This is a genomic window from Vibrio sp. Isolate23 (genome assembly GCF_022398095.1).
Taxonomy (GTDB): domain Bacteria; phylum Pseudomonadota; class Gammaproteobacteria; order Enterobacterales; family Vibrionaceae; genus Vibrio; species Vibrio coralliilyticus_A.
In genome coordinates this window covers 1,485,038-1,511,749 of record NZ_JAKEUV010000001.1, presented here as the reverse complement: position 1 = coordinate 1,511,749, position 26,712 = coordinate 1,485,038, and the positions used below count along the sequence as shown (strand labels likewise).

Here is a 26,712-nt window from a genome sequence, read left to right as displayed (position 1 = left end):
GTAACCTAATGGTATGATTAGCAAAATAATAAGAGTGAAACGGAGTAATCCATGAAAACATGGTTGAAACACACAACCCTAGCCGCCATCATAGGATTGGCCGCTTGTACCTCTTCACCCACAGGGCGCAATCAGTTACTGCTCTTCTCTGATAATGACATGAGTACGTTGGGCACCCAGTCTTTCGAGCAAATGAAGCAGCAACAGAAGATAAGTCAAGACTCAAAAATAAATGCCTACGTGCAATGTGTGGCTAAAGCCGTCACGAAGCAAGTACCGCAACAACCTGAGTTTAAGGAGTGGGAAGTGGTCGTATTTGACAGTGACCAAGTCAATGCTTTCGCTCTTCCTGGTGGCAAAATTGGCGTCTATACTGGCTTACTCAAAGTGGCAAAAAATGAAGATCAACTTGCCACTGTGATTGGTCACGAAATCGCTCATGTTCTCGCGGATCATAGTAATGAGCGTTTGTCCCAATCTCAGTTAGCAAATGCAGGATTACAAATCACCAGTATAGCTTTGGGGTCATCCGAATATGCCCAATACCAAAGTGCAACAATGGCAGCGTTAGGGCTCGGTCTGCAATACGGAGTGTTACTCCCTTACGGTCGAACGCAAGAATCAGAAGCAGACTTGGTAGGGTTGGAAATCATGGCTAAAGCAGGTTTTGAGCCTAACCAAAGCATCAGTTTGTGGCAGAACATGGCGAAAGCTTCCGGTGGCAGTCAGCCACCTGAGTTACTGTCTACTCACCCTTCACATGGAACTCGGATCCACGACTTGTCAGAAAAAATAAAAACACTACCAAACTACAGCATGAAAAAACCGAATTGTTCTTAAAGTAATGGGGAGCTCGTGCCCCCCATTCTTATGTTCCAAGAATCATCAGTGGTAAACGCAGTAATTGGTCACCAGTACTCGCGAAATACCAAATAATCCCAATCAATCCAGTCACTAACGCCAAGTACCATACCGCAGCGACGACTTGACCGTAACGATCGAGCGGCAGCAAGTGACTGTGATGCCGACTACGCCACTCAATCACGATTTCAAAAGTCCCTAAGGCAAGCAATAAGCCTAACAATGTCAGCCCTAGTGAATAACTCAGTGCAACCCCACCCAGTGCTGCAGCGGTACAGAGGAGAATCCCCATTAAGCTATTCATAGAAAAGCTAATGCTTTTTAAAATATGCCCACCATCAAGAGGTAATATTGGCAATAGGTTAAACAGGTTTAGAAATGCGTTAAATACAGCTAAACCGGCAAAGAACATCTCTCCCGTCACCCAATATAGTACTACCAGGATCAACGAGAGAACAAAGCCAAACATAGGCCCCATTATTGAAATGACTACATCTTGCCAACGTGTGTTGATCTTCTCATCACTGAGCGCCAAACCTCCTAGAAAAGGAACTAAATAGATACCTTTAGTCCTCATTCCAAAGTATTTCATCGCTTTAACATGCCCATATTCATGGAAAATCAAGCAAGCAATTAACGCCAGTGCAAACTGGAAAGAAAACAGCCATGAGTATGCCGCGAGACTGGCTGATGCAAGCGCTACCTTAATGAGTTTTGCGCTCTTAAAAGCTTTTACACCAAGTGACAATAGACCCAACAGGCTCCATTTTTTCTCTGGTTGTAGCGGAGTGAATGGTGTCTGCTTTTCAATATCCTTCGTATCTCGGCTTCCTTGAACGACAAGCTGGTCATTCAATATCGCTTTATATTCGATCAGGAACGGTTGCCATTCCAAAGAGGTTTCAAGTCGACAAATCAGTTCTTCTTCACCATTAAGCAATTTAAACTCGTGTGCAGACTTTTTACCACGCTCTGAATCTGCGTCCAGTTGAGAGACCAATTGATTGTCCCAAAAAAGTTGTTGCCAGCCAGCGAGGGAACCTTCTAAGCGCAAAGGCTTTCCCAAAAAATCAATAGAAAGCAGTTCCAATGTTTGTCCTAGTAATTTGTTATATAAGCGGCGCCAATTATGCCAATTGTTAGACAAATGGCAAAGAAAACTCACAGATAATAGTGACACCGTCACACCTGCCATTCAGTTAAGATTAAAAAGTAACTCAATGACACCTTCTCTATACTCCTCTGTTCAATATCCCTTTATTTTCGATGGATAAAGTGGATAATAGCGACCTTAATTAAGTCCCTATTAATATGTGAGTTCAATATGTCTTCTGAAGCGACCATGCTAGAGCGTTGTCAATCCAAATGTGAATTGTGCAGCGGTGATTCTCCACTGACAGCCTACGCTGTACCACCACATAGCCATGTTACTGTGGATCACGCCATTATGGTTTGCGAGAAATGTCTTGGCGAAATCGATGACCCGAAAGACATCAACCACTGGCGCTGTTTGAATGACAGTATGTGGAGTCAAGTTCCAGGTGTACAAGTCACTGCATGGCGTCAGTTGACGCGCTTGAACAGTGAAAGCTGGGCACAAGATGCGCTAGACATGATGTACATGGAAGAAGAACAAATGAACTGGGCCATGATTGGTATGTCTGCCGATGACAAGCCTCTTGACTGTAACGGCGTTGAGCTTAAAAAAGGTGACGACGTAACGGTTATCAAAGACCTACCTGTTAAAGGCACCAATCAAGTCATCAAGCAAGGTACCGTTATTCGAGGTATCAGTATCGGCGACGATCCTAAGCTAGTTTCTGGTAAGGCAAACGGCGGCCAATCCATGTACGTTATCGCTGAATACTGCCGTAAAAAGTAATTGTTACTTCATGATTACTCGGGGGCGCTATTCAGCGCCCTTTTTAGTCCATCTCAGTTTGAGATGCTCTCTCTGCATCACTAAGGACACCGCTTAGTTTGGTATCGCATAGTTTAACTTGCCTTCACGCTTTAACATCTCGTGATACTTTCCGGAATCTATCATTTGCTGGAACCCTGATTCACATTGGGCAAGGATTTCTTTGGCATTAGGAAAAGAGCGGGAAACCATCAAATGGAGTGAAGTTCCAGGGAAAGGTTCCGGTAGGACATCGAAGAGGTGCTGCGAATCAGGGAAAAGTTTAGCGATCCACTTCCATCCAGATTCAGGATCAGCAGGCAAATAGTCTATGCGACCTTTTTTAAGCAATCTAAACGCCCTCTCTTCCGTTTGAGCTAAAACGTATTTCTGCCCCTGTTCATCAAACTGTTCTTTTATGTAATAACCAAGATAAGTACCTATGCGATAGGTCATTAACTTCTCAAGGCTAATAGGTTCAGTCTGAGGTACAGAAGGCCGGTAATAAAATATTCGTGGTGGGTTTGCAGATTGAGTTAAAGCAATCGAAAAATCTGCAAATTGTTTTCTCGCTTGAGTGACTGCATAAGGGAATGCCGCAAAGGCTGACCCATGTTTGACCATGGTCTCAGCCCTTAGCCAAGGGACATAAGTTATGCTTATTTTCGTTCCTTCACTTTCACACATCTCGATCACTAGATCGACAAAAAAACCTTTTCCCTGGTTCTTTGATGCGTCAAGTACATAAGGGGGCCAAATATCAGTAACAAATGTAACTGTTTTTGCGTAAACTTCTTGGAGAGAAGAGACCAGCAGTAACAATAAAAGTGGCAGTTTTGCTAAACGGCTAAAATCGCCCATATTAATGTCCTACTAATAAGCTCAACCTTTATACTTCTAGTACAAAAGTAGCAATACCTCAATCATGACACTGTAACATATAAATACGCGCTACTCTATTTCTCCCCCAACAGTCTGGATTCTCTCGAAGCTGCCTGGTTTTGTGACCCATGCAACCACAGCGTCAATATCACGCAATTCATTAGTCAACTCAAAGCGCCATATTCCTGTATTTGAACGACTCTGCTGACGCTCTTTAGCGATGAAGTCATGCTCGAGTGATTTACCCTTATTCTCACCGGCTTTCACAAGCGTTGTTCTGTTATTCGCTAAAAAGATGATGGTCGCATCAAGGTAACCGGACTTATCGAAGCTTAGAGTAAACTGACTGCCCTTTCGGCTAAGTGTTAGCCTTTCAGCATTTCTTGGCTCTAGTGCTGGTAATTCTCGATTCAACCAGTTGAAAAAACCACGCCATTCTTTACCATCAACGATGAAGCCTGGCGTGTAAACACTGCCAACCACATCGTACGCTCGATACAACCTTTGCAATTGCGAATATTCAGGCTTAGCAAAATCATCTTGCCAACCTAAGTAATCCCAATAATCAACGTGATAAGCAACGGGAATAATGTCTTTCCACAGACGGTCGTCTTCTTCAAATTCCGACAAATATTTGTCCGCAGGTGGGCAGCTGGAGCAGCCCTCAGATGTAAATAACTCTATTACCTGCGCTGGTTGACCTTCGTGTGACCAGATTTGTCCACTAGATAGACTCGATACAAAAGATATTGCTAGTAATGGGTTCATAGACAGATCCTTTATTGTTCTACTGACTATGACCGATGTTTCGCACACTCTATTTCATGAGGGAAAACAAAAAAAAGCGCTAGCATTTTTGCTAGCGCTTAATCTCTTTTACGACTTGGTCAATTAACGAGTTAGACCAATATCCTTTTGCATGTGGCCAGACATATCGCTCGCGTAGTAAGCGCGTGGCGTATCGTCTGTGAAAAGAATATCTAATAGGTGTGCAATCAATCCTTTGAAAGTAACCGAGTAGGTTTTTTTGTCCATAGAGATTGGAGCTTCGATAGTTCCGATGTGCATTGCCTGTGCCATGATTGCCTCTCTATAAATCGTGTAATTCGTTTCGATGGGGGAATATTAAGCAATTATTTATTGTTCAAAAAATGACAAATTTTATTATTTGAGATTAGTTTTTCTAATAAAACAACCTATTAACATGTAAATTCAAATAAAATGCAAAACAATATCTAAATAATGCATTTGTATCCGTTAAATCTGCGTTTTTAATTTTTAAAGCAATCATAAACATGCTTTAAATCACAAATAATTTACAAAAAATACGTATAAAAAGGAGCAATTCGTCTCCGTTGAATTAGTTTATTTATCAATACTTACTTCGAGGGGTGGCCGTTTTCCTTTGTTTATGTACAGAAGCAACTATCGCCACCAGCATGGTAATCAATAATACAGCTAAGGATAATGGTGTCGGAATTTCCCACGGAGAACCCACCAACATCATCTTGATCCCGATGAAGATCATGATGAATGACAGAGCAGGTTTTAGGTAGATAAACTTATCCATCATCCCTTGCAGTACAAAATACAGCGAACGCAGCCCCAGCAAAGCAAACACATTGGCCGCTAGCACTAAGAAAGGCTCCTTAGTAACTGCAAAAATGGCTGGTATCGAATCAAGTGCAAACATCACATCCATAAACGCAATCACGCCGATAACAATCGCCATTGGCGTCAATACACGTTTTCCCTGCTCCACAACACTCAATGCATTACCACGAAAGTCCGGCGTCACACTTGCCCACTTTCTAATTAGCTTTTCAGGCAGGGGACTAATGCCCTCTTCAGCTTTATCCCTCGCAAGCTGAATACCTGTCCAAATCAGAAATAACGCAAATATGTACAAGACCCAATGGTACTGTGCGAGCAATTGTGCACCAACTGCAATCATAATGGCACGTAATACAAGCGCCCCGATCACTCCCCATAGCAGTGCTCTTGGACGTAAATGTTCCGGAACCATGTACTGATGAAAAATAATGGCAAAAACGAACAGGTTATCAACACTCAGAGACTTCTCTAATAAATAACCAGTGATAAATGATATGGTGGCTTTCTCTGCGCTATATTGGCTTCCCGGGGCGTATACCTCCCAGAAGAAATAAATACTAACGGCAAAGGCAAACGCAAGCAGAAACCAAAATACGCTCCATACTGCCGCTTTTTTAATACTGATATTACCGCCACGAGTCTGCCAAATATCCAATGCCACCATCGACAGTGTCAGCAAACCAAAACCAAGATAAATTGATAGGGTCATTATACCTCCAAAGCGGAGGGATCAGAATTGTGCATGACTCTCCCACCGCAAACAAAACAAATCCAATGTATGGCTACATTGGATACTTGATTGCGTTGGTCTCGTCGAAAAGCGCACTAAATGAATAGAGCGGCATTTATACTTACCGGATAGAACGACGTCTAACGAGATGACGATAAGTAAACCAGAGGCGACTACTCCCCAAACAGTGCGGATTGTATTCTGACGTTTAGGCTCCGTCTATAGCTAGAAACGAAAAAGGAGCCGATTTGACTCCTTTTTTACATTACGCAATAACTCTTGCTAAGTTATACTCCCCCAATAGGGAGAAAGTATACCAATGCAGACCAAACGCCTATCCAGCTAACCACGACAGCTACGTCGATCCAGTCTCTACTCCACATAGATTCCTCCGAGTAACATTTACTTACTCAATTAACTCAAAGGATTAATTAGCAACCTTTATGCCACCATATTTGCACTTTCTCTTGCTGTCTATTCAGTGTTTCAGGAAAGTCTGTTAACAACTCAATAAAACAGTCCGCCATCGAGCTTGTCGTCACCACACCGTCATCAAGCATATTTAACAAAGCTTCATAGCCTTCTTTACCTTTCATCGTATAGGCTGAAGAGGTTCCGGTGTAGTACCGCTCTTCTTCAATCTTTTGCCAGCCTAGCTGATCACTATAGATTTCTAGACCAACGATCCGGTTTCCTTTTTCCGCTTCCGGAAGGTATTGAAAGTTCAGGTTGTAGGTATATGGATAGGATCCGTTACCAGTACCTTCTACACCATTATTTGTGGCATTATTGATTGCCCCTTCAAGTGCTGCGGCAATGTCCTTCCCTTTAAGTCGATAGACACCAATTGGTACGGCAAACGGTAGTAACTTGCCAGCAATATCGGCGACTGACACATTGCCAACATTCAACGAATTACGAACACCACCTGCATTGTGAATAGCAAATTCTGCATTATGTCCAAGTTTGTTCATAGAATGAACAAAAGACTCAGCGACCAAAGGTGCCAGCTCGCTCGCACCCACTTCATCAGGAATTCTGATATGACGTAGTGGTTTATCTGCATGAGCAATAACATTGCGCTGTAGCGCTCTAACCCGAGTCACATACTTTTCATTCAACAACCCCTGCAATTGTTGATCTTTTTTGCACACCAATACATTGGGGTGCTCATCAATAAATCGTCGTGCAAGGTTATAAGGCAATTCTTCGGTGCTCTCATTCATACTGGCATCAAGGAATAATCGACGCCCTAGTAACAGCTCATTTTGCCCTTTAAACCTGATGATCTCGCCGTGTTCATTAAAATCAATATCACAGTGCCCCATGCTGAGGGCGTGGTAGCCAGCTTGAACAACATGAGTACCGTTAATTTTAATGCCGTATTCATCATCTTTTTGCAGGCCGAGTGAGCTGAAATCACCTTGTAATCGATGACTATGCCCCCCCACAATAATGCTAATTCCTTCCACCTGTTCTGCCATATCTTGATCAGCTTCATAACCCATATGGCTTAAGAGGATGATCTTATTAATGCCATGATTTCGAATGTCCTCAACGGTGCGCTTTGCGGTTTCAATCGAGCTCACAAATGGGGTATCTGGATCAGGGTTAGAAATGTCTGCCATTTTTTCGAGAGCTAGGGAGAAAATAGCAATAGGCTCTCCACGTACCTCTTTCACAATCCATTGAGCTGATTGGCTTTCCGGTAAGAACGAATATACCCATGCTTTGTCTCTCAGCGTCGACTCTTTATGTGAGTGTTCATTCGACAAATCCCAATTGCCAGCAAGTAGGGGAAACTCAATTTGCTCAGCAAATTTGGCAACTGGTAAATTCCCCATATCCAACTCATGATTACCTAACGCCATTGCATCAATATTTAGAGCATTGAGCATGGTCGCATTCGCTTCCCCTTTAAATAGCGAGAAATATAATGTCCCTTGAAAGCAGTCTCCAGCGTGTAGAAATAGCATTTTACGCTGATCTGACAAAGACTCTTCAAGTTGCTTCTTACGTGTTGCAATACGAGCAAAGCCCCCTGCGCTAACGTAAGGTGTCAGGATTTCCCCTTCAACATTGATCGTTAACTGCAACGACGTTGGTTCAAAGTACGAGTGGGTATCATTGATGTGCGCAAGCCTTATCTTGGTTGCTTTATTGTTTTTATATTTCATATTTTCTTCTCTCATAATCCACTACATCGTATCCCATTCTCTATGACAAATTCATTAACTTTCACATTTTTCTTGTATGCCTGATTCTCTATACATAAATAAAAGTGAGTTTAATCGCCTAACTCTATTCATCTTTTACACCAAGAAAGCACAAACTTTGTGAGTTAAGCTTCTGCTTATACGAGGTTTTTCTATTATGCTTTAAGTAACAGTAGCTCAAACGGAGTCAGTACATGCTGCTAGAGCGGATTGAAATTTCTGGCTTTCGTGGGATCAAACGACTATCTATTGCGTTTGATGAACTCACGACCCTTATTGGCGAAAATACTTGGGGTAAGTCTTCATTACTTGATGCCCTGTCTGTCGCGTTGCCACCTGAAGGCGTGCCATACCAATTCGAAATGACGGATTTTCACGTCGACTATTCGATTGCTCACCCACAAACTCAACATCTACAAATTGTTATTAGCCTAATATCCAACGATAAAAATGAAATCAACTCAGGCCGTTATCGAAAAATCAAGCCCGTTTGGATTCAAGATGCACAAGGCGCGAATAAAATCATCTATCGGTTAAGCGCTAGCCGTGATGGGTATGATGTTACTACTCGCTATGCCTTTCTTGATCGTGAGGGGAACCCTCTCCCACTTCACCACTCTGAAAAGCTAGCTCAGGAGTTAATGACACTACATCCCGTCATTCGTTTAAAAGACTCCCGACGCTTTGAACGCCCAATAGGCAACTTGGGTGATACCAATGATCGAATAGAAAAACGCATTAACAACACATGCCGCCGTCTTATGGCAATACCCGGGCATGTAAATAAAGGAGAAATGAAAAGCAGCCTAAGCTCAATGAGCCTTCTCGTTGATCATTACTTTTCCTTTAAATCAAGTACACGTAAGAACCTACGTAAGCAAAGAGACGGTATTTTCTTTAGTGGTTCATCCAACAATAAAAGTATTTCGCAAGTTGTTGAAGAAACAAAAAGTAAACAGACCAGACTTCTATTTATGGGCTTACTCAATGCCTACCTACAAGCCAAAGGGCCGAACAAGCTTCGGCGCTGTGCAAGGCCATTGTTAATTCTTGAAGATCCTGAAGGTCGGTTGCACCCTACCCACCTAGCCAGAGCCTGGAGTCTGTTACAACTTCTTCCCATGCAAAAAATTCTCACTACCAACAGTGGGGATCTGTTAGGGCAAGTTCCACTTTACAGTATCCGGCGTTTGGTTCGACAGTCAGACCGCACTATTACCACCTATCTACCATCTCAAGGCTTTAGCAAAGATGAGCTCAGACGCATCGGCTTCCATATTCGTTTTCATCGCTCAGGCGCATTGTTTGCGAGGTGTTGGCTTTTGGTTGAAGGGGAAACTGAAGTCTGGTTGTTCAATGAATTAGCCAACCAATGCGGTTATAATTTGGCGGCTGAAGGTGTGCAAATCATAGAATTCGCTCAATCAGGGCTAAAATCCTTAGTCAAGATCGCCAAAGCTTTCGGTATTGATTGGCATGTTGTCACCGACGGCGATGCAGCTGGTAAAAAGTATGCTGCCGCAGTGCGGGCTCAATTAGGCAACGATCAAGAACGTCATCGTCTGACAGAGTTACCAGATAGAGATATTGAGCACTATCTCTATAACAATGGCTTCGAACCCTTCTTTAAAGGTATGGTCCGAATTCCCCTTGATCATCCAATTCCGGCCAAGAAAGTAGTCACTAGAGTACTCAAGAAATTTGCGAAGCCTGACCTTGCTCTTGCGATTGTTTCTCACTGTGAGAGTCAAGGCATGGAATGCATCCCACTGCTGCTTAGGTGGACGTTAAAACGCGTTGTTACCATGGCAAACGGCAACACATAAAAAAGCGGCCCTGATTGCTTTCAGCAACCAAGGCCGCGTATCAAACATCAGCGATACGAATCAATCGGGGGTTCACAATCATGAGCGAGTTGGCAACTCGCTGGCAGATTGTGTTTGAGAAGACTTCTGATGCAGCCATAAGCCACTTGCTTTCATTAAGTAACCAAACACTCCACCTAAGATCAACGAAGGAATAACAAGCTGCCAGTTACCATCTGCTGCGAAAGTTGCGCAAGAACCGATAAAAGTACCTGGTATATACCCAAGCCAATTTTGCTTTGCTTGAATACACATCATGAATGCCACGATAGCAGTGATCACATAACCAAGAATTTCTAGCGAAGCATACTGGGAAGCATGGATAATCACCATTGCCCAAAATACACCTGCCATGTTGGTCACCAAGCTCTCAGCCAGGCCCTTAAGCCCACTGGTTGGAGAAGCAAAGTAACTGGTACAACCTAAGAAACCAGCCCATGACAATAGGCCAAGTGAGATAGCAATCCACCCCCAAAGCCCAGAAAGAATACCTGTAGTTAATGAAATCGCGACAAGTGTGCTCATACCGCCTCGCTAAGTGTGCTTTCCACACATCAAAAGTACAAGACGGCATGTTAAGGGTTAAATAAGCGAAAAAAAACGATCTGAATCACAATAAAAAGGCAATAAAATGAAATATTAAAAATATTTTGTGACGCAAACGCTATTTCAACAGATAGTGAAAATATCAAAGGACTGACGGTTTACCTTTCATCATCCGTAAGCCTTCTCGCTTAATACACTCGACAAGTGGGTTTTCCAACATATCTGCACGCCATATAAAAGACAATGTCCTCTCCATATTCAGTTCCGGCACATTCAACGCCACTAGTTGACCATTTTCAATAAAGCGCTCAACATCCAAATAAGGTAAGCAAGTGAGGTATTGTCCATTTTCAACCATGCTACGTAGGACAGGTACATGCTCATACTCACGCCAAACGTCTAAATCTTCAATTAAATGATGAATGGAGCTATCAAATATTTTGCGAGTACCACTACCATGCTCCCTCAATACCCACCTAGCTTGCTCTAACTGCGCCAAGCTAACCGTGTTATGTTTCGCAAAAGGGTGATGAGCAGCTGCGACCACGGTCAAATGGTCACGACACCATACCTCTTGGTGGAGACGGTTATCATCACAACGCCCTTCAATGATACCCAGATCGTACTTATAGTCTAAAACGCCCTGCATGACGCTATCCGTACTTTTTACTTTCAGTGAGATTCGCATCTCTGGGAATGAGTTATCAATAATACTGATAAGGTCCGGAACCAAGTGTTCCGCAGGTGTTTGACTCGCACCTAATTTGATGTGACCACTGAGCAAATGTTGCTCGTAAAAGCCCATTTCAATCTGCTGCGCATCTTGTAATAAGCGCTTCGCTTTCGGTCTGAGCCACATCCCCCAATGGGTCAGTGCCATTTGTTTACCTTGTCGTTCAAACAATGGTCGGCCAAGCATTTTTTCGAGTTGAGCGAGCGACATGCTGGTTGCAGACTGAGTTAACGCTAGCTTATCAGCCGCCATGCTGACACTCCCCATATCTGCGACTGCGTCAAATACGGCGAGTTGTTTAAGAGAGTATCTCATTAAGCTTTGATCCTTTGCTTAGAGAGTGTGAGTACACAACTGCTTATAAATAAGCAAGTTGTTTCATTCTATTCTTCTCACTTTCTATATCAACATTTTTGATAAGGTTTTTAAATATTATCAATTTTACGTGTATTGCCGAACACCATAACCTGAATTGGCAGTGAGATGCTTTTACTGCATTAACAGGAGGTAATCATGACTAATCAATTCGGGAGCCGATATGACACAAGCTCAAGCGAATAATCTCTACTTTTCTCCTAGTGAGATGATGGCTGAGGCGGAAAAGTTTGCCCTTAGTAAGGCCAAAAAAACCAGCAGTATAACGTTAGGGCTCGCTGTAATGGCAGGAGCTTTTATTGGGCTCGCTTTTCTGTTCTACATAACCGTCACTACTGGCAATACAGAATCAGGTTGGGGGATCAGCCGACTAGCTGGAGGTCTAGCGTTCAGCATGGGGCTGATTCTGATTGTTATTTGCGGCGGAGAGCTATTTACCAGCTCCGTCTTATCCAGCATTTCGTGGGCCAATAAACAAATTAGCCTTGGAAAAATGTTGTCTATATGGGGAAAAGTTTATGTGGGTAACTTTTTAGGAGCCATGTTGCTGCTAATTATTGTTACTGCTGCTGGCCTCTATCAAATGGATAACGGTCAATGGGGCCTCAATGCACTCAATATTGCACAGCATAAACTCCATCACTCTACAATAGAAGCATTCGCATTAGGGGTACTGTGTAACCTATTGGTGTGTCTTGCTATTTGGCTAACATTTAGCAGTGCAAATGCCATGACAAAAGCAGTGATGACCATAATGCCTGTAGCCATGTTTGTTTCAAGTGGCTTCGAGCACTGCGTTGCCAATATGTTTATGGTGCCGCTTGGCATCGTAATCCAAAGTTTTGCACCAGAAACCTTTTGGACCCAAGTGAGTGCAAGCCCTGCTCAATACAGCGACCTTAATATTTATCAATTTATTACCGCTAACCTCATCCCTGTCACTTTAGGGAATATTCTTGGCGGAGCGGTGTTAGTGGGTCTTGCCAATTGGAGTATATATCGCAGACCTCAACTAAAAGCCGCATCTATTTCAAGTATTACAACAACCACTAACATTACGTCAGTCAAGGAAAACACCATGAACAACACACTCATCGTAAAAGACTTTATGAACCCAAATCCCATTACTCTGAGCCCTGAAATGCCTACTGCTAGCGCAATAGATACGTTACTAAAGCACCATTTGGTCAGCTCTCCTGTTGTTGACTCTCAAGGTCGATTAATTGGTTTCTACTCTGTGCATGATGTGATGGTGGATTTGTGGTGTCAGGATTACATCCCAGTTGAAGGACAAAAAGTGGTGGATTTGATGTCTAGGGATATCATTGCCATCAGCTCTCAAGATACGTTAGTTGATGTTGCTGAGTTTCTCTGCATCGATAAAGAACAGCTTTATCCGACAACCAGTATGGGGATAGCAACACAGCTTAGTTCTCTTTCTCTTGAAGAACGAGCGAAGAGTATCAAGGTACATAAACCACACGTATTGCCTGTTCTGGAAAAAGGTGAGTTTGTGGGCGTGGTAACCAGAGAAGATGTACTGCGGGCTATGCGTTCAATTTATAGTGATACCGTCACATTAGTCACAGAAGCAAATCAACGAGAGACTGCATAACCAATTTTGGTCAGGAAATAAGTCGCTTGATCAAAAAAGTCCCCAACATTAGTTGGGGACGCTTTACTTTGACTGTATTTACTTCTTGATACCTTCGACATGCAACTCCATGTCGACGTAGCTTGAAGCTCCCATCACAGAAATGTCGAAGTCCGCTAGTTCAAGACGAGTAGTACCATAAAAGCCCGCACGTTCACCACCCCACGGATCTTTACCCGCACCAACAAATTCAGCATCGATGGTAATCTCTTTGGTGACGCCATGAAGGTTAAGGTTGCCCGTCACTTCAAGTTTGCCGTTACCTTTGTCCTTTACACTCGTACTTTCAAATGTTGCGGTGGAGTACTTAGAGGCATCAATGAAGTCTGAGCTGCGAATGTGCTTGTCACGTTCTGCATGGTTCGAGTCTAAACTTGTTGTATCAACGATGACCGATACTTTTGAGGCATCAATATTTGCAGGGTCGTAAGAAAAGTCACCTTCAAATGTGTTAAAACGCCCCTTGATAAAGCTGTAGCCTAAGTGGCTGACTTTAAAGTTAACCGATGCGTGAGCACCTTTATTGTCAATTACGTAGTCCGCTGCGCTTGCACCAAATGGCAATGCCATGGTCATAGCCAATCCGGTTGCAAATAACATCTTTTTCATTTCGAAGCTCCTATCATCTTGCGTAGCGTGTTGTCTTTGTTAATCACGTGGTGTTTTATAGCAGCGAGTGCGTGAGCCGCTGCCATTAGAATGAGTGCCCAGGCGGCGTAAAAGTGAATCTCTCCAGAAAGATCGGCTTGATTTTCAAACAGTGCGCCTAACCCAGGGACTGTAAACCAGTTGAAGACGTCAATACCTCTGCCATCTTCTGTTGAAATAAAGTATCCGGAAGCAAAAAGCACAAGCAGCACAAGGTACATTGCAGCATGAATCAATTTAGCGCCCAATCTTTCATAGGCTTTGCCTTCCAATTCAGGAGAAGGTGTTACGTGTTTCCAAACAAAACGAAATAGTGTCAGACCTGCAAGCAAAATACCTATCGATTTATGCCAGTGAGGTGCCGTTTTATACCATTCGCTGTAATACGTTAGGTCAACCATCCATAGGCCTACAGCAAACATACCAATGATGACTATCGCTGATACCCAGTGAATACCCCGAGCGATTGGGTTATAGTTCTTAACTTGTGACTTCATTGCACTCAATCCAAATATTGAATAGTTCTCTTTTTCATTGAGACTATCGCCTCCTTTGTTTCTATAACAGATTATTTACTATTATTTACATTCGGGAAACGGAGTGAATTTGATTAAGTCATTCAAAAAATTTGAAGGAACTTTTTACTTCATAGGTTAATCAAAAATCGCTAACCTGCTCTATTTCATAAAGTTCATCGGCAATGTCCAGCATTTTCTTCTGCATGACCGCCTGTGCATCGGCTAAACCTTTATTATAAAAAGCGGGCCCAAACGTCTCTGTTATAAAGTCGATAAAAAAGTCAGCATCAAACTGACCAATCTCTATATCTAGCTCATCTTCCAGATATCGCAATAAAGCAGATGACATTGCTTGTTTTTGTTGTGACGTGAATTCAATCTTAGACATAAACCCTTAACTCTGCTCAATATTTTTCTTGGTAAGTGTAACTAAATAAAACCATCACATGCTAATCTTGTTTGGGTAAATATCGACTCATGGAGAGAAGTCTTGTTACTTGATGTGCTAATTCAAAGTGTCAATGAATTTCAGGCAGATTGTATGAAGCTGTGTGAAAAACATTATCCGACGATCCATAATAAGGGAATGAGTGAGCACCACTTGAGCTTGGCCTTTTCTCGCCGTTTATCAAGGACATTAATTGAGTTCGGCCATCACTGTGAATATGTCGCTTTAGAATCGTATGCAAATAATGAACAACCGCATCACTATCGAGTCACTTCGGATGTGGGGACTGTTTGGATTCTCTCATCGCATTTATTCAGCGCAGGAAGCAACTGTCGGCAAAAGTTGTTTAAAGCGATTACTCAATGGCAAGAAGAATACGCCTTTGCGATTCAACCCAACGATTTATTACTTCTACTCAGCGATCACTGGATTTCTCGAAATAAACAAAGCAGGGAGTTACTCCATTGGTGGACAGGCCAACTGCCAGATGAAATCGACCAATACAAGCTACAAGGTATTAGTCTGTTTGAAAGTGACTCTCAATTAGCCAATTCGCTGGAGCAACACTTCGGCCTGAGCCCCTACTTTGTTAAATGCACTCATCCACTCAGACGCTCGACGGATAAGCAATTAGTTCGCAAATACATTCAGCTTTACTCCGTCGTTCAACTTAGTTAGTGAGACACTCACTTTATCCTTGTCATCGCACTTTCACGTTATTCAGCCATACTCAAAAAGTTAACCCTTTGATGAGTTCAGCGTGAAAAAACTAAAACGTTACCAATATGAGCGTTATGCTGTCCTATGTAACTTAGCGTATTCCAGAGTCCTCAAACAAACTCGATATGGATTCGCGCCTAATGGCCAAAGAGTGATAGCGAATAGGTTTGGAAAGCCCATGATTCGTGTGCTCTGGGCCAATGACAATGAAGAAGTGATTGTCGTTATCAAGGGATCCCATAACCCTTGGGACTGGCTACTCAATCTGGCTCTGTGGAAACGACACTGTAAAGCGCTTGGCCTTAACTACGCTATTCACGCGGGCTACTACTACCTGATTTTTCAAGAAAGCCTCCCTTTGCATAAAAATGACAGACTCGGCGCCTCTGTCTATGAACAGCTAACTTCAATCATCGTCCCCTTAATAGAGCAAGGAAAAAAAATCACTTTTACAGGACACTCTTCAGGTGGTGCTATTGGCTGTGTACTCGCGGATGCACTCGAAAAGCAATTTCCTAAATCAATCAAGCGTGTTGTCACATTTGGGCAACCTTCAATCGGAGGGTATGGGTTTAAGAATCGTTATACACTCGGACATAAAACCTATCGTATTTGCTGCGATCTCGACATAGTGACTTTCCTTCCCCCTTTACCACTTTTTTACTGGCATGTGGGTAAAATGCTGTGGTTGTATAATGGGAGAATATACGAAAATACCCCAACTTTAATGCGCTTAGGTCGATCCATAGGATCTTGGCTAATTCGGCCTTTTTCCTATCATCTAATGACCAAATATATTCGTAACAAAGACTTCTTTGATGAACGTTAGACCGAGTAGATCTTGAAATCACACCGATAAACTTTCAAGACAGAACTTAAGTTTCTAAATAACTGCCAAACATCATGGTAAACATGTTTAAAGTCACCGCTTATAAAGGCTCAAGCCTGAGGTGTTCGTTAAACCGATGTGCCAACTAAGTCAAACGCCATATGTAACATTTTTATCATTTACAAACATCTTCATCTGTATCCCAAACTATTCATAACATCTACAACACTCTGACATTACAACATCATTTGCCACTTTTAATAAGTTAATCAATTTATTGCTCTAGATCATCAGATGCTTAACTAGCACTCGTGCTACAACCTCATTTTATGTACATTCTTTGTCATAGTTTGAAACAGTTTTTATATAATTTTCATATCTTAAGGTGATATCTATGCTGGAACTCTTAATAGGGTTAGTCGTCACTGTTGCTGTCGGCTACTTCATTGTTAAAGGATATAAGCCTGCAGGCGTTCTTTTAACTGCAGGTATTTTGTTACTCATTCTAACTGGCCTCATTGGCCACACGGTACTGCCATCAAAAATTGCCTCTACGGGTAATATGTTTACCGACTCTCTTGAGTACGTAAAATACATGCTCCAATACCGTGGTGGTGGTTTAGGCATGCAAATCATGCTGCTCTGTGGCTTTGCTTCCTACATGACCCATATCGGTGCAAACAATGTCGTCGTTAAGCAGTTTTCCAAACCCCTTTCCGTTATAAAGTCACCTTATGTTTTACTCGTGGCTGCCTACATCGTTGCATGTTTGATGTCACTTGCCGTTAGCTCTGCAACCGGTTTAGGCGTACTACTAATGGCAACGCTTTTCCCTATGATGACTGCAATGGGGATCTCCAGACCCGCAGCGGTAGCCGTGTGTGCCTCACCAGCAGCAATCATTCTCTCTCCAACATCAGGTGACGTTGTTATCGCGGCTGAAAAATCTGGGCTAGATTTAGATGTTTTCGCCGTCCAAACAGTTTTACCTGTCTCTATTTGCGCCATTATTGTTATGGCTGCGGCTGCGTTTTTCTGGAACAAATATTTAGATAAGAAAGATAACTCACCAATGGAACGCGTCGACGTATCTGAAATAGAGGTGAAAGCTCCAGCATATTATGCAGTGCTTCCGTTTCTACCTATCATTGGTGTGTTTCTTTTCAATGGACGAACGCTTCCGGGTTTAAAACTGGATATCTACACCATTGTGGTTTTATCAATTTTCATTGGTGCTCTTATCGACTTTGTGACTAAGAGGTTCAAAGGTAAAGAAACACTGGAAGACTTAGAATCCTGTTATGAGGGCATGGCCGATGCGTTTAAAGGCGTAGTAATGCTATTGGTCGCGGCCGGTGTTTTTGCTCAAGGTCTGATGTCAATTGGCGCGATTGATAATCTACTGCATCTTGCAGAAACCGCAGGTGCAGGTGGTATCGCATTGATGTTGATTCTTACTGGTCTTACGGTTGCTGCCGCGATTGCAACGGGTTCAGGAAATGCTCCTTTCTATGCTTTTGTTGAATTAGCGCCTGCATTAGCGGCAAAAATGGGATTAAACCCAGCATTCTTAATCATCCCGATGTTACAAGCATCTAACTTAGGTCGCACGGTTTCACCTGTATCCGGTGTAGTTGTCGCAACGTCTGGTATGGGTAAAATAAGCCCGTTTGAAGTAGTGAAGCGTACATCCGTACCCGTTCTGTGTGGGCTTATTACGGTGATCCTCGGTACCCTTGTATTGGTTCCGATGAACGCATAATATATACCCAAAAGTAAGGGCGCTCGATGAGCGCCCTTTTTATTTGAATTCGAACTAACTATTTAATCTCGCCATAACGTTCTAGATACAATACTGTTGCCGCTGTACGGGACGGTACTTTTAACTTTTTGAGTAAACTCTTCATATGTACCTTTACAGTCGACTCAGAGATAAATAGGTTGTCAGCGATTTGTTTATTCCTATATCCCTTAGCTACTTCTCTTAAGATTTGCATTTCTCGATCGGTCAATTCATCAAAAACATTCGTCATGTTTTCTCTATCAACAAGGTACTTCGCTACTTCTTTACTGTAGGCCTTGTTACCCTGTAATGAATATTTAAGTAACTCCACCAATTCATCCGGCTCTGTATCTTTCAATAAATAGCCATCAGCCCCTGCCTTTACAATCGCTTCAATATCTGCAGGACTATCCGAGACCGTAAGAATCACGACTGTGGCATCACAGTCATCCGCACGCAGAGCATTAAGAGTATCAAGTCCAGACATACCTTTCATGTTGAGATCCAATAGGATTAGGTCCGGCTTGTGCTCATGGTTTTGCGCAACTGCGTCGGTACCGTTACTTGCTTCAGCAACAACAGTGAACTCATCTTCAAAGCTTAATAGCTGATGAATACCTCGTCTCATTAGTGGATGGTCATCCACCAGCAATACTCTACACTCTGTCAATGTTTTGTTCCTTAGTCTTTGGATATTCTAATAAAATTTCACAGCCAGAATGTAAAGCAGTTATCACTTGTAACTGGCCATTCAGACGCGAAGCTCGCTCCTGCATAATGTTCAAACCGTAGTGGTTTACTTTTTCAACACCCTTGTCGAAACCCACACCATTATCTTTCACTGACACGGTAACGGCGGTGTCGCTCTCACAGCATCTAATTTCTATCGTTGAAGCTTGAGCATGCTTAATTGCATTGATGGTTGCTTCACGTATCAACTGCAATAAATGCACTTGTTGGTTGGCATCCATCTCAATCGAAGACAGCTCGTTACTCAACACAATAGCCGATTCTGTCTGTTCACCAAGTTGCTCGGTCATTTCTTGCAAAGCTACACCAAAGCTACCCTCTTTAATCGTCAGCCTGAAAGTTGTTAAGAGTTCTCTCAACTGAGTATAAGCCGAAGAAAGCCCTGTATCGAGTTCCAGTAAAATTGGCTGTGTTTTTTCCAGCTGTGGTGATTCTGGCAATTTACCCATACTTCGCTTGAGCAATGAGACCTGAATCTTCAGATACGAAAGCGCTTGAGCCAGTGAATCATGAAGCTCACGTGCAATTGTTGCCCGCTCTTCCATTAATAGAAGTTGCTCGGCCTGACGCTGAGCTTGGTTATAGTAAATCGCTCGGGAAATGATCTGGACAAAGTTGTCAATCAAAGCTGGGTCTGGGCAAGGTAGTGCCACTTTCCAATACAGGGTCCCTAGTTCTTGCCCATCAAGAGACAGCGTCTTTTGCTGGCATTCCGAGTCACACCCAGAGCACTCTTCACCTTCATTCAAAATCAGCGCTTTCTCACCCGCTTCTCGGATTTCTAAGCGCACAGCTCGAATACCTTCAAGGCTTGCTAGGTGCTTCAATATAGCTTCAAAGTTCTCTTGAGTAATTCGTGAAGCCGTCAGCTCCTGTGATGAGCTATAAAGTACTTCAAGTGAGTCATTAGCATGCTGAAGCTTTTGAGTCTTTTCATTAACAGCATGCTCCAAGCCCCGATATAACTTACCCAGATCGGCCGCCATGTTATTAAAGGTTCGGGTGAGGATACCCATTTCATTATCACTCGAAACATTCAGAGATACATCAAATGAGCGAGACTGTATCTGCTCGCTTGCCGTCACCAGGGCATTAAGAGGCTTAACGATTTGCTTGCGGATGTAATGAACGACAAAGATGCTGACAATCAGTATCCCACCTAGGCCCATACCGCCAGCCCAAGCCAGCTTGATCAACTTTTGTTCAGAGAAGCTTTGCAGTTTATACACAAAGGCATCTATTTGATTAACAAAACCTGCTACAAGAATGAGATAGCGTTCTCTGTCATGACTACCGAGTACTTCCTTGAGTTCATGCCATCGGATAATCAAACGGTAATAGTCGTGCGTTATGTCTTCAGGAACTGTCCAGCTTTGAAGCGCTTTCATGGAAGGTGAGTAGATCGAGCGCTCAAACATCTCTATATGCGCCGCATAGTCGACTGACATGATCTGAATGTCGTGCGCTAGCCGGTAGCTTTGCATACGCATCGAACCTGCAACGTTCACCGCTTCCGCGTCATTTAAACTCGACGCTAAGGTAATGATCGCAAAGCTAGTTGTTGCTATCGATAACGACAAAATGAGCACCATCGCTTTCGCAATCGTACTCGTCACCGATTTCTTCACACTTTTAAACACTCACTCTCCTGCACACGCCTTTTGGCGCCATATCACTATTTATAGTTTTATATATTGACGAAGACAATATCTGATCAAATGTTCCGGAATTTATTGATCTAAAACAAGAAGCACCTCTATTTAACCCCTAAGGGGTATTTATACAAATATGTCAAAAACTACAATTTGTGTGAGGTTAAATGACAAATTATTAATAAGAAATGTGAGCTATGGTTAGTTTAGGTTTCATCAACTTTAGGTAGCGAAGTGGTCGACCTTTCAAAAAGACGTTTTTTCTCAAGAAAGAAGCTGGAAGATAACGAACTGTATCTGCCTTGGCTATCACAGCCTGCTTTTTTCACTGACCAGTGCACACGATGTGGCAAGTGCGTAGACGCTTGCGAAACTCAAATCATAGTTAAAGGGGATGGCGGTTTTCCTCAAGTCGATTTTTCTGTCGATGAATGCACCTTTTGTTATCAATGTGCAGACGCCTGTCCTGAACCCTTGTTTAACCCAAAAACTGAGCAACCTTGGGGAGCGAAAGCTACTATTAACGAGGGCTGTTTAGCAAAACAAAACGTTGATTGTCGTACTTGTGGCGATATGTGCGAGCCCATGGCAATCACATTCAAATTAGAAGTTGGCAAAGTAGCACAACCCATTTTAAACCTTGATGAGTGTAACGGCTGTGGCGCATGTGTTTCTGTGTGCCCTATTTCATCCATCAATGTGAGCAATTTTTAATAAGAACGGAAGATATCTATGTCACTTAACGAAGTGCATATTTCTAGCTTAGTGGTTCATGTTTCTCCTGAACACCTGACCGAGATTAAGTCTCAGATCGAAGCATACGACAATGCAGAGATCTATGGTGACAGTCCAGAAGGCAAAATTGTTGTTGTTTTGGAAACCGAAAACCAGGGATTCATTACTGACACTATCGAAGCTATTAACAACTTACCGAACGTTTTGAGCACAGTACTGGTCTACCACCAAATTGAAACTGAGCTAGAAGAAGACGAATCAAAAAATAAAAACACTGGAACTCAATATTCCCAAACCGAGGGTGAAGTATGAAGATGACAAGACGTGCGTTTGTGAAAGCAAACGCAGCAGCATCAGCAGCAGCGGTCGCAGGTATCACTCTACCAGCTTCTGCTACCAACCTGATTGCTAGCTCAGACCAAACAAAAATCACATGGGACAAAGCACCTTGTCGTTTCTGTGGTACTGGCTGTTCCGTTCTTGTAGGTACACAAAACGGCAAAGTGGTAGCTACGCAAGGTGACCCAGAAGCACCAGTAAACAAAGGCCTGAACTGTATCAAGGGCTACTTCCTCTCTAAGATCATGTATGGACAAGACCGTCTAACGCAGCCACTACTGCGTATGAAAGATGGTAAGTATCATAAAGATGGTGACTTCACTCCTGTTTCTTGGGACGTCGCATTTGACACCATGGCAGAGAAATGGAAACAAGCCCTTAAAGACAAAGGTCCTACTAGCGTAGGTATGTTCGGTTCTGGCCAGTGGACTGTCATGGAAGGATATGCGGCAGCAAAAATGATGAAAGCCGGCTTCCGTTCGAACAACATTGATCCAAATGCACGTCACTGTATGGCTTCTGCTGTTGGCGCTTTCATGCGTACTTTCGGTATTGATGAGCCTATGGGCTGTTACGATGACTTCGAAAACGCTGACTCTTTCGTGCTTTGGGGCTCAAACATGGCCGAAATGCACCCTGTTTTGTGGACTCGTATTACTGACCGCCGTCTAAGCCACCCACACGTTAAGGTGAATGTACTGTCTACGTACTACCACCGTTCTTTTGAGCTTGCAGACAAAGGTTATATTTTCGAACCTCAGTCAGACTTAGCTATCGCTAACTTCATTGCCAACTACATCATTGAAAATGATGCAGTGAATTGGGATTTCGTTAACAAGCACACTAACTTCAAGCAAGCAACCACAGATATCGGTTACGGTCTTCGCGACGACGACCCAATCCAAATGGCAGCGGCGAATCCTAACTCTGGCGCTATGTCTTCTATCTCTTTTGAGGAATACAAAAAATCGGTTGCGCCATACACGCTAGAGAAGACAGCCGAACTTTCTGGTGTTTCTGAAGAGAAACTCGTTGAGCTAGCCAAGCAATACGCAGATCCAGATACGAAGGTAATGTCTCTTTGGACTATGGGTATGAACCAACATACTCGTGGTGTGTGGATGAATAGCTTGATTTACAACATCCACCTTCTTACAGGTAAGATTGCAACTCCGGGTAACAGCCCATTCTCACTAACTGGTCAGCCATCTGCATGTGGTACAGCGCGTGAGGTTGGTACCTTTGCACACCGCCTACCTGCGGACATGGTCGTTGCTAACCCTAAACACCGTAAGATTGCAGAAGGCATCTGGAATATTCCTGATGGCGTCATCCCTCCAAAACCTGGCTTCCACGCTGTGCTTCAAGATCGCATGCTTCGCGACGGTAAGTTGAATGCATATTGGGTAATGTGTAACAACAATATGCAAGCCGGTCCAAACATTAACGGCGAGCGTTTGCCAGGTTATCGTAACCCAGAAAACTTCATCGTATGTTCTGATCCTTACCCAACTGCAACAGCCCAAGCTGCTGACTTAGTCCTTCCAACTGCAATGTGGATTGAAAAAGAAGGCGCCTATGGTAACGCTGAGCGTCGTACTCAGGCTTGGTACCAGCAGGTAGATACCGTTGGCGAAGCAAAATCTGACTTATGGCAAGTGATGGAGTTCTCTAAACGCTTCAAGATGGAAGAAGTGTGGACAGAAGAACAACTGGCTAAAGCACCTCAGTACCGTGGTAAAACCATGTACGACATGCTATTTGCAAATGGTGTCGTAAACAAATTCCCTATCGAAGAAGCACGTGAACTTAATGATGACGCTCATCACTTTGGTTACTACGTACAAAAAGGCTTATTCGAAGAGTATGCAGCCTTTGGTCGTGGGCATGGTCATGATTTGGCACCTTACGATGTTTACCACCAAGTTCGCGGTCTACGCTGGCCTGTTGTGGATGGTAAAGAAACCCTATGGCGTTACAAAGAAGGTTCTGATCCTTATGCAAAAGCAGGTAGTGGTTGGGACTTTTATGGCAAACCAGATGGCAAAGCACTGATTATCTCTGCGCCATATGAAGCGCCACCGGAAGTGCCTGATTCAGAGTTTGATCTCTGGCTATGTACAGGTCGAGTATTAGAGCACTGGCATACTGGCACAATGACGCGCCGTGTACCTGAACTTTACAAAGCAGTACCTGATGCCGTGTGTTACATGCATCCAGAAGATGCTAAAGCTCGTGGTGTTCGCCGTGGAGAAGAAGTACTGATTGCCAACAAACGTGGTGAAGTGCGTGTTCGTGTTGAAACACGTGGCCGTAACCGCCCACCTAAAGGCTTGGTATTCGTACCATTCTTTGATGCACGCATCCTGATCAACAAACTGATCCTTGACGCGACTGACCCTCTGTCCAAGCAGACAGACTTTAAGAAGTGTCCAGTCAAGATCACTAAAGTTGCATAAACCAGAATGTGTTGGTCGCCCATAGGGCGACCACAGATAAGAATTAAGCCATAAGGCGGAGAATGTAAGATGAAAAAATTACTTATTGCACTGTTATCTGTTGGTGCTTTAATCAGTGGAGCTGCCGTTGCCGAGTTAGAAAACCCGGGTGGTATTGGCGGCTTGGAATCACTACGTGGTGCCAGTGAGCTAGAAACAACTCGCCCTGCTGACGATTTCAAAAAATACCCTCGTGAACAGGCACTAGATAGCAGCTACGTTTATCAGCCACCGCTGATCCCACATAACATCCGTGGTTACGAAGTCTCTTTGAATGCAAACAAATGTCTTTCTTGCCACAGTTGGAAAAATGCAAAAGAGATGGGCGCAACTAAGATCAGTGTCACGCACTACATAAACCGCGAAGACGCTGTGTTAGCAGATATGTCTCCTCGCCGTTATTTCTGTCTTCAGTGTCACGTTCCGCAAGCAAACGCTCAGCCGCTTGTTGAAAATGAGTTCAAGAGTGTCGATTCACTTAAATAAGTGATACGCGAGTAAGTAAGAGGCTATCTATGAAATTATTGAAAGCGTTTTGGAAGAGATTAGCATCCCCTAGTAAAACTGCCGTCGGTGTAGTTTTATTCATGGGCTTTGCTGGTGGTCTTCTATTTTGGGGCGCATTTAACACAGGCATGGAAGCAACCAATACAGAAGAATTCTGTTCCGGTTGTCACGCGCCTATCGTCGCTGAAATTCAAGAGACTATTCACTACTCCAACCGTTCTGGAGTAAGGGCTATCTGTTCAGACTGTCACGTGCCACACGAATGGACGGATAAAATCGTACGAAAAGTTCAAGCTTCAAAAGAGCTATTCGCTCACTTTGTGACAAAGACTATCGATACACCTGAAAAATTCCAAGAGCGGCGCGCTCACCTAGCCGAACGTGAGTGGGCTAGATTTAAGAAAAATGACTCCTTGGAGTGTCGAAACTGTCACGAATTTGAGTTCATGGATTTTTCAGAACAAGGCGAACGTAGTGCGAAGCAACACTCAACCGCGCTAGCATCAGGAGAGAAAACATGTGTCGATTGCCACAAAGGTATCGCACATAAACTTCCTGACATGCACGGCGTTGAAGGCTGGCAATAGGAGCACTGAGATATGAGTACTTTAGAATCCGTTATCTGGCATATTCTTGGCTATGGCGCCATGCCATTCATTATTTTGTCTGGATTTGCTGTCGTCGCTGCCATCTCGATTTGGCTACTATCGCTTGGTAAAGACAAAGAGGTCGATTAACTTCACTCGCATTTTAAATTTTGCCTAATTTGTATAATGCGTAAAAAAGCCACCGGAAACGGTGGCTTTGTTTTTTAGCGAGCGGTAAGACTAAAAGTCTGGGTAGCCCTGTGGGTTATTGGACTGCCAACGCCAAGTATCCGTTGTCATTTCTTCCAATGTTCTCTCTGCTTTCCAATCCAACTCTTTCATTGCTTTTGCAGGATCAGCCCAGCACTCTGCAATATCCCCGGGACGGCGTGCAACGATTTGGTAAGGCACTTGCTTACCTGATGCGATTTCGAACGCTTTGACCATTTCTAGCACGCTGTAACCATTACCCGTTCCTAGGTTATAGATATGCAAACCATCCTTTTGACCAACTTTCCTAAGCGCAGCAACATGACCATCAGCGAGATCCATGACATGAATATAATCACGAACGCCAGTACCATCTTTAGTCGGATAGTCACCACCGAAGACAGACAAACATTCACGTCTTCCAACCGCGACCTGTGAAACAAATGGCATCAGATTGTTGGGAATACCTTGCGGATCCTCGCCTAAGTTTCCAGAGGGATGTGAGCCTACCGGATTAAAATAGCGAAGTAATGTAATACTCCAATCTGGATTCGCTTTTTGAAAATCAGTCAGGCACTGTTCAACCATTAGTTTGCTACGGCCGTAAGGATTGGTCGCACTGGTAGGAAAATCTTCTGTAATAGGCACACTAGCAGGATCACCATAGACAGTAGCAGAAGAAGAGAAGACGATTGATTTCACGCCGGCTTCGCGCATAGCGTCAACCAGTACTAATGTACCGTTTACATTGTTATCGTAATATTCGAGCGGTTTTTCTACGGATTCCCCCACCGCCTTCAAACCTGCAAAGTGGATGACGGCTCTAATTTGGTGTTCTTTTAAAACCGACACCAACTTTTTTTTATCCCGAATGTCACCTTCGATAAAAGACGGTACTGTCCCTGTCACCTGCTTGATTCTGCCCAAAACAGATCTTTTACTGTTGTACAGATTATCAAAAAGAACAGGTGTCATTCCTGCTTCAATCATTTGAATACATGTGTGGCTGCCTATATACCCCATGCCACCTGTAACCAAGACATTCATATTACTAACCTTCTGATTAATTTGGCCAAATATTAACGAATATGAGAATTAAAATATAGCTTATT

27 protein-coding genes are annotated in these 26,712 nt (G+C 43.3%); 13 read left to right on the top strand and 14 right to left on the bottom strand.

Annotated features, from left to right (window positions below; genetic code table 11):
* Nucleotides 1-51: 51 nt before the first annotated feature.
* Entirely contained in the window at nucleotides 52-840 is a 789-nt protein-coding gene (locus L1D31_RS06810; protein ID WP_239836289.1) for a M48 family metallopeptidase, read from the top strand.
* A 28-nt stretch (nucleotides 841-868) separates the two neighbouring features.
* Here L1D31_RS06810 and L1D31_RS06805 read toward each other — a convergent pair whose 3' ends face one another.
* On the bottom strand, nucleotides 869-1,951 hold the full coding sequence (locus L1D31_RS06805; protein ID WP_239836288.1) for a site-2 protease family protein: 1,083 nt from the start codon (nucleotides 1,949-1,951) through the stop codon (nucleotides 869-871).
* 234 nt (nucleotides 1,952-2,185) lie between these two features.
* Between L1D31_RS06805 and L1D31_RS06800 the strand changes: the two genes are divergently transcribed.
* Nucleotides 2,186-2,743: a PhnA domain-containing protein gene (locus tag L1D31_RS06800; protein ID WP_239836287.1), complete on the top strand. Its 558-nt coding sequence runs from the start codon at nucleotides 2,186-2,188 to the stop codon at nucleotides 2,741-2,743.
* A gap of 93 nt (nucleotides 2,744-2,836) precedes the next feature.
* Here the strand turns inward: L1D31_RS06800 and L1D31_RS06795 are convergent, their stop codons facing one another.
* The 5 genes from L1D31_RS06795 to L1D31_RS06775 all read right to left on the bottom strand — a co-directional run bounded on the left by L1D31_RS06795 (nucleotide 2,837) and on the right by L1D31_RS06775 (nucleotide 8,164).
* On the bottom strand, nucleotides 2,837-3,622 hold the full coding sequence (locus L1D31_RS06795) for a transporter substrate-binding domain-containing protein (protein ID WP_239836286.1): 786 nt from the start codon (nucleotides 3,620-3,622) through the stop codon (nucleotides 2,837-2,839).
* A 90-nt stretch (nucleotides 3,623-3,712) separates the two neighbouring features.
* Complete coding sequence (locus L1D31_RS06790; RefSeq protein ID WP_239836285.1) at nucleotides 3,713-4,411, bottom strand: DUF1223 domain-containing protein; 699 nt, start codon at nucleotides 4,409-4,411, stop codon at nucleotides 3,713-3,715.
* A gap of 123 nt (nucleotides 4,412-4,534) precedes the next feature.
* Nucleotides 4,535-4,723: a hypothetical protein gene (locus L1D31_RS06785; RefSeq protein ID WP_239836284.1), complete on the bottom strand. Its 189-nt coding sequence runs from the start codon at nucleotides 4,721-4,723 to the stop codon at nucleotides 4,535-4,537.
* A gap of 292 nt (nucleotides 4,724-5,015) precedes the next feature.
* Complete coding sequence (locus L1D31_RS06780; protein WP_239836283.1) at nucleotides 5,016-5,966, bottom strand: TerC/Alx family metal homeostasis membrane protein; 951 nt, start codon at nucleotides 5,964-5,966, stop codon at nucleotides 5,016-5,018.
* Nucleotides 5,967-6,418: 452 nt separating this feature from the next.
* A complete protein-coding gene (locus L1D31_RS06775) occupies nucleotides 6,419-8,164 on the bottom strand; it encodes a bifunctional UDP-sugar hydrolase/5'-nucleotidase (RefSeq protein ID WP_239836282.1) in 1,746 nt (581 codons plus the stop codon).
* Nucleotides 8,165-8,397: 233 nt separating this feature from the next.
* Here L1D31_RS06775 and L1D31_RS06770 point away from each other — a divergent pair, with 233 nt between their 5' ends.
* On the top strand, nucleotides 8,398-10,029 hold the full coding sequence (locus tag L1D31_RS06770) for an ATP-dependent endonuclease (protein ID WP_239836281.1): 1,632 nt from the start codon (nucleotides 8,398-8,400) through the stop codon (nucleotides 10,027-10,029).
* A 78-nt stretch (nucleotides 10,030-10,107) separates the two neighbouring features.
* Here the strand turns inward: L1D31_RS06770 and L1D31_RS06765 are convergent, their stop codons facing one another.
* Nucleotides 10,108-10,593: a DUF1097 domain-containing protein gene (locus tag L1D31_RS06765; protein WP_239836280.1), complete on the bottom strand. Its 486-nt coding sequence runs from the start codon at nucleotides 10,591-10,593 to the stop codon at nucleotides 10,108-10,110.
* A gap of 163 nt (nucleotides 10,594-10,756) precedes the next feature.
* On the bottom strand, nucleotides 10,757-11,662 hold the full coding sequence (locus L1D31_RS06760; protein ID WP_239836279.1) for a LysR substrate-binding domain-containing protein: 906 nt from the start codon (nucleotides 11,660-11,662) through the stop codon (nucleotides 10,757-10,759).
* A 223-nt stretch (nucleotides 11,663-11,885) separates the two neighbouring features.
* On the opposite strand from L1D31_RS06760, the gene focA reads away from it, so the two are divergent.
* Complete coding sequence (focA, locus tag L1D31_RS06755; protein ID WP_239836278.1) at nucleotides 11,886-13,337, top strand: formate transporter FocA; 1,452 nt, start codon at nucleotides 11,886-11,888, stop codon at nucleotides 13,335-13,337.
* 78 nt (nucleotides 13,338-13,415) lie between these two features.
* On the opposite strand, the gene L1D31_RS06750 is transcribed toward focA, so the two are convergent.
* The 3 genes from L1D31_RS06750 to L1D31_RS06740 form a co-directional block, all read right to left on the bottom strand.
* Entirely contained in the window at nucleotides 13,416-13,985 is a 570-nt protein-coding gene (locus L1D31_RS06750) for a YceI family protein (protein WP_239836277.1), read from the bottom strand.
* On the bottom strand, nucleotides 13,982-14,521 hold the full coding sequence (locus L1D31_RS06745; RefSeq protein ID WP_239836276.1) for a cytochrome b: 540 nt from the start codon (nucleotides 14,519-14,521) through the stop codon (nucleotides 13,982-13,984). Before L1D31_RS06745 ends, L1D31_RS06750 begins: the two co-directional genes overlap by 4 nt.
* A 160-nt stretch (nucleotides 14,522-14,681) precedes the next feature.
* Nucleotides 14,682-14,930: a DUF2164 domain-containing protein gene (locus tag L1D31_RS06740; RefSeq protein WP_239836275.1), complete on the bottom strand. Its 249-nt coding sequence runs from the start codon at nucleotides 14,928-14,930 to the stop codon at nucleotides 14,682-14,684.
* A gap of 102 nt (nucleotides 14,931-15,032) precedes the next feature.
* Here L1D31_RS06740 and L1D31_RS06735 point away from each other — a divergent pair, with 102 nt between their 5' ends.
* The 3 genes from L1D31_RS06735 (at nucleotide 15,033) to dcuC (ending at nucleotide 18,301) form a co-directional block, all read left to right on the top strand.
* Nucleotides 15,033-15,668: a hypothetical protein gene (locus tag L1D31_RS06735; protein ID WP_239836274.1), complete on the top strand. Its 636-nt coding sequence runs from the start codon at nucleotides 15,033-15,035 to the stop codon at nucleotides 15,666-15,668.
* A gap of 82 nt (nucleotides 15,669-15,750) precedes the next feature.
* Nucleotides 15,751-16,539, top strand: a complete 789-nt coding sequence (locus L1D31_RS06730) for a lipase (RefSeq protein ID WP_239836273.1) — start codon at nucleotides 15,751-15,753, stop codon at nucleotides 16,537-16,539.
* A 394-nt stretch (nucleotides 16,540-16,933) separates the two neighbouring features.
* Nucleotides 16,934-18,301, top strand: a complete 1,368-nt coding sequence (gene dcuC, locus L1D31_RS06725) for an anaerobic C4-dicarboxylate transporter DcuC (protein WP_239836272.1) — start codon at nucleotides 16,934-16,936, stop codon at nucleotides 18,299-18,301.
* A gap of 58 nt (nucleotides 18,302-18,359) precedes the next feature.
* Here dcuC and L1D31_RS06720 read toward each other — a convergent pair whose 3' ends face one another.
* Nucleotides 18,360-18,992, bottom strand: a complete 633-nt coding sequence (locus L1D31_RS06720) for a response regulator (RefSeq protein WP_239836271.1) — start codon at nucleotides 18,990-18,992, stop codon at nucleotides 18,360-18,362.
* Entirely contained in the window at nucleotides 18,979-20,712 is a 1,734-nt protein-coding gene (gene narQ, locus L1D31_RS06715) for a nitrate/nitrite two-component system sensor histidine kinase NarQ (RefSeq protein WP_239836270.1), read from the bottom strand. The genes L1D31_RS06720 and narQ overlap by 14 nt, the downstream gene beginning before the upstream one ends.
* 246 nt (nucleotides 20,713-20,958) lie before the next feature.
* Between narQ and napF the strand changes: the two genes are divergently transcribed.
* From napF to L1D31_RS06685, 6 genes are all read left to right on the top strand, one after another.
* Complete coding sequence (napF, locus tag L1D31_RS06710) at nucleotides 20,959-21,438, top strand: ferredoxin-type protein NapF (protein WP_239836269.1); 480 nt, start codon at nucleotides 20,959-20,961, stop codon at nucleotides 21,436-21,438.
* An 18-nt stretch (nucleotides 21,439-21,456) separates the two neighbouring features.
* On the top strand, nucleotides 21,457-21,771 hold the full coding sequence (locus L1D31_RS06705) for a chaperone NapD (protein WP_239836268.1): 315 nt from the start codon (nucleotides 21,457-21,459) through the stop codon (nucleotides 21,769-21,771).
* Entirely contained in the window at nucleotides 21,768-24,257 is a 2,490-nt protein-coding gene (gene napA / locus L1D31_RS06700; RefSeq protein ID WP_239836267.1) for a periplasmic nitrate reductase subunit alpha, read from the top strand. The genes L1D31_RS06705 and napA overlap by 4 nt, the downstream gene beginning before the upstream one ends.
* Before the next feature lie 69 nt (nucleotides 24,258-24,326).
* A complete protein-coding gene (locus tag L1D31_RS06695; RefSeq protein WP_239836266.1) occupies nucleotides 24,327-24,782 on the top strand; it encodes a nitrate reductase cytochrome c-type subunit in 456 nt (151 codons plus the stop codon).
* A 29-nt stretch (nucleotides 24,783-24,811) separates the two neighbouring features.
* Complete coding sequence (locus tag L1D31_RS06690) at nucleotides 24,812-25,390, top strand: NapC/NirT family cytochrome c (RefSeq protein ID WP_239836265.1); 579 nt, start codon at nucleotides 24,812-24,814, stop codon at nucleotides 25,388-25,390.
* A gap of 12 nt (nucleotides 25,391-25,402) precedes the next feature.
* Nucleotides 25,403-25,540, top strand: a complete 138-nt coding sequence (locus L1D31_RS06685; protein ID WP_005473113.1) for a TIGR02808 family protein — start codon at nucleotides 25,403-25,405, stop codon at nucleotides 25,538-25,540.
* 90 nt (nucleotides 25,541-25,630) lie between these two features.
* On the opposite strand, the gene galE is transcribed toward L1D31_RS06685, so the two are convergent.
* The gene (gene galE, locus L1D31_RS06680) at nucleotides 25,631-26,647 is read right to left on the bottom strand and encodes a UDP-glucose 4-epimerase GalE (RefSeq protein ID WP_239836264.1); all 1,017 of its coding nucleotides are present in this window, start codon (nucleotides 26,645-26,647) and stop codon (nucleotides 25,631-25,633) included.
* Nucleotides 26,648-26,712 lie beyond the last annotated feature (65 nt).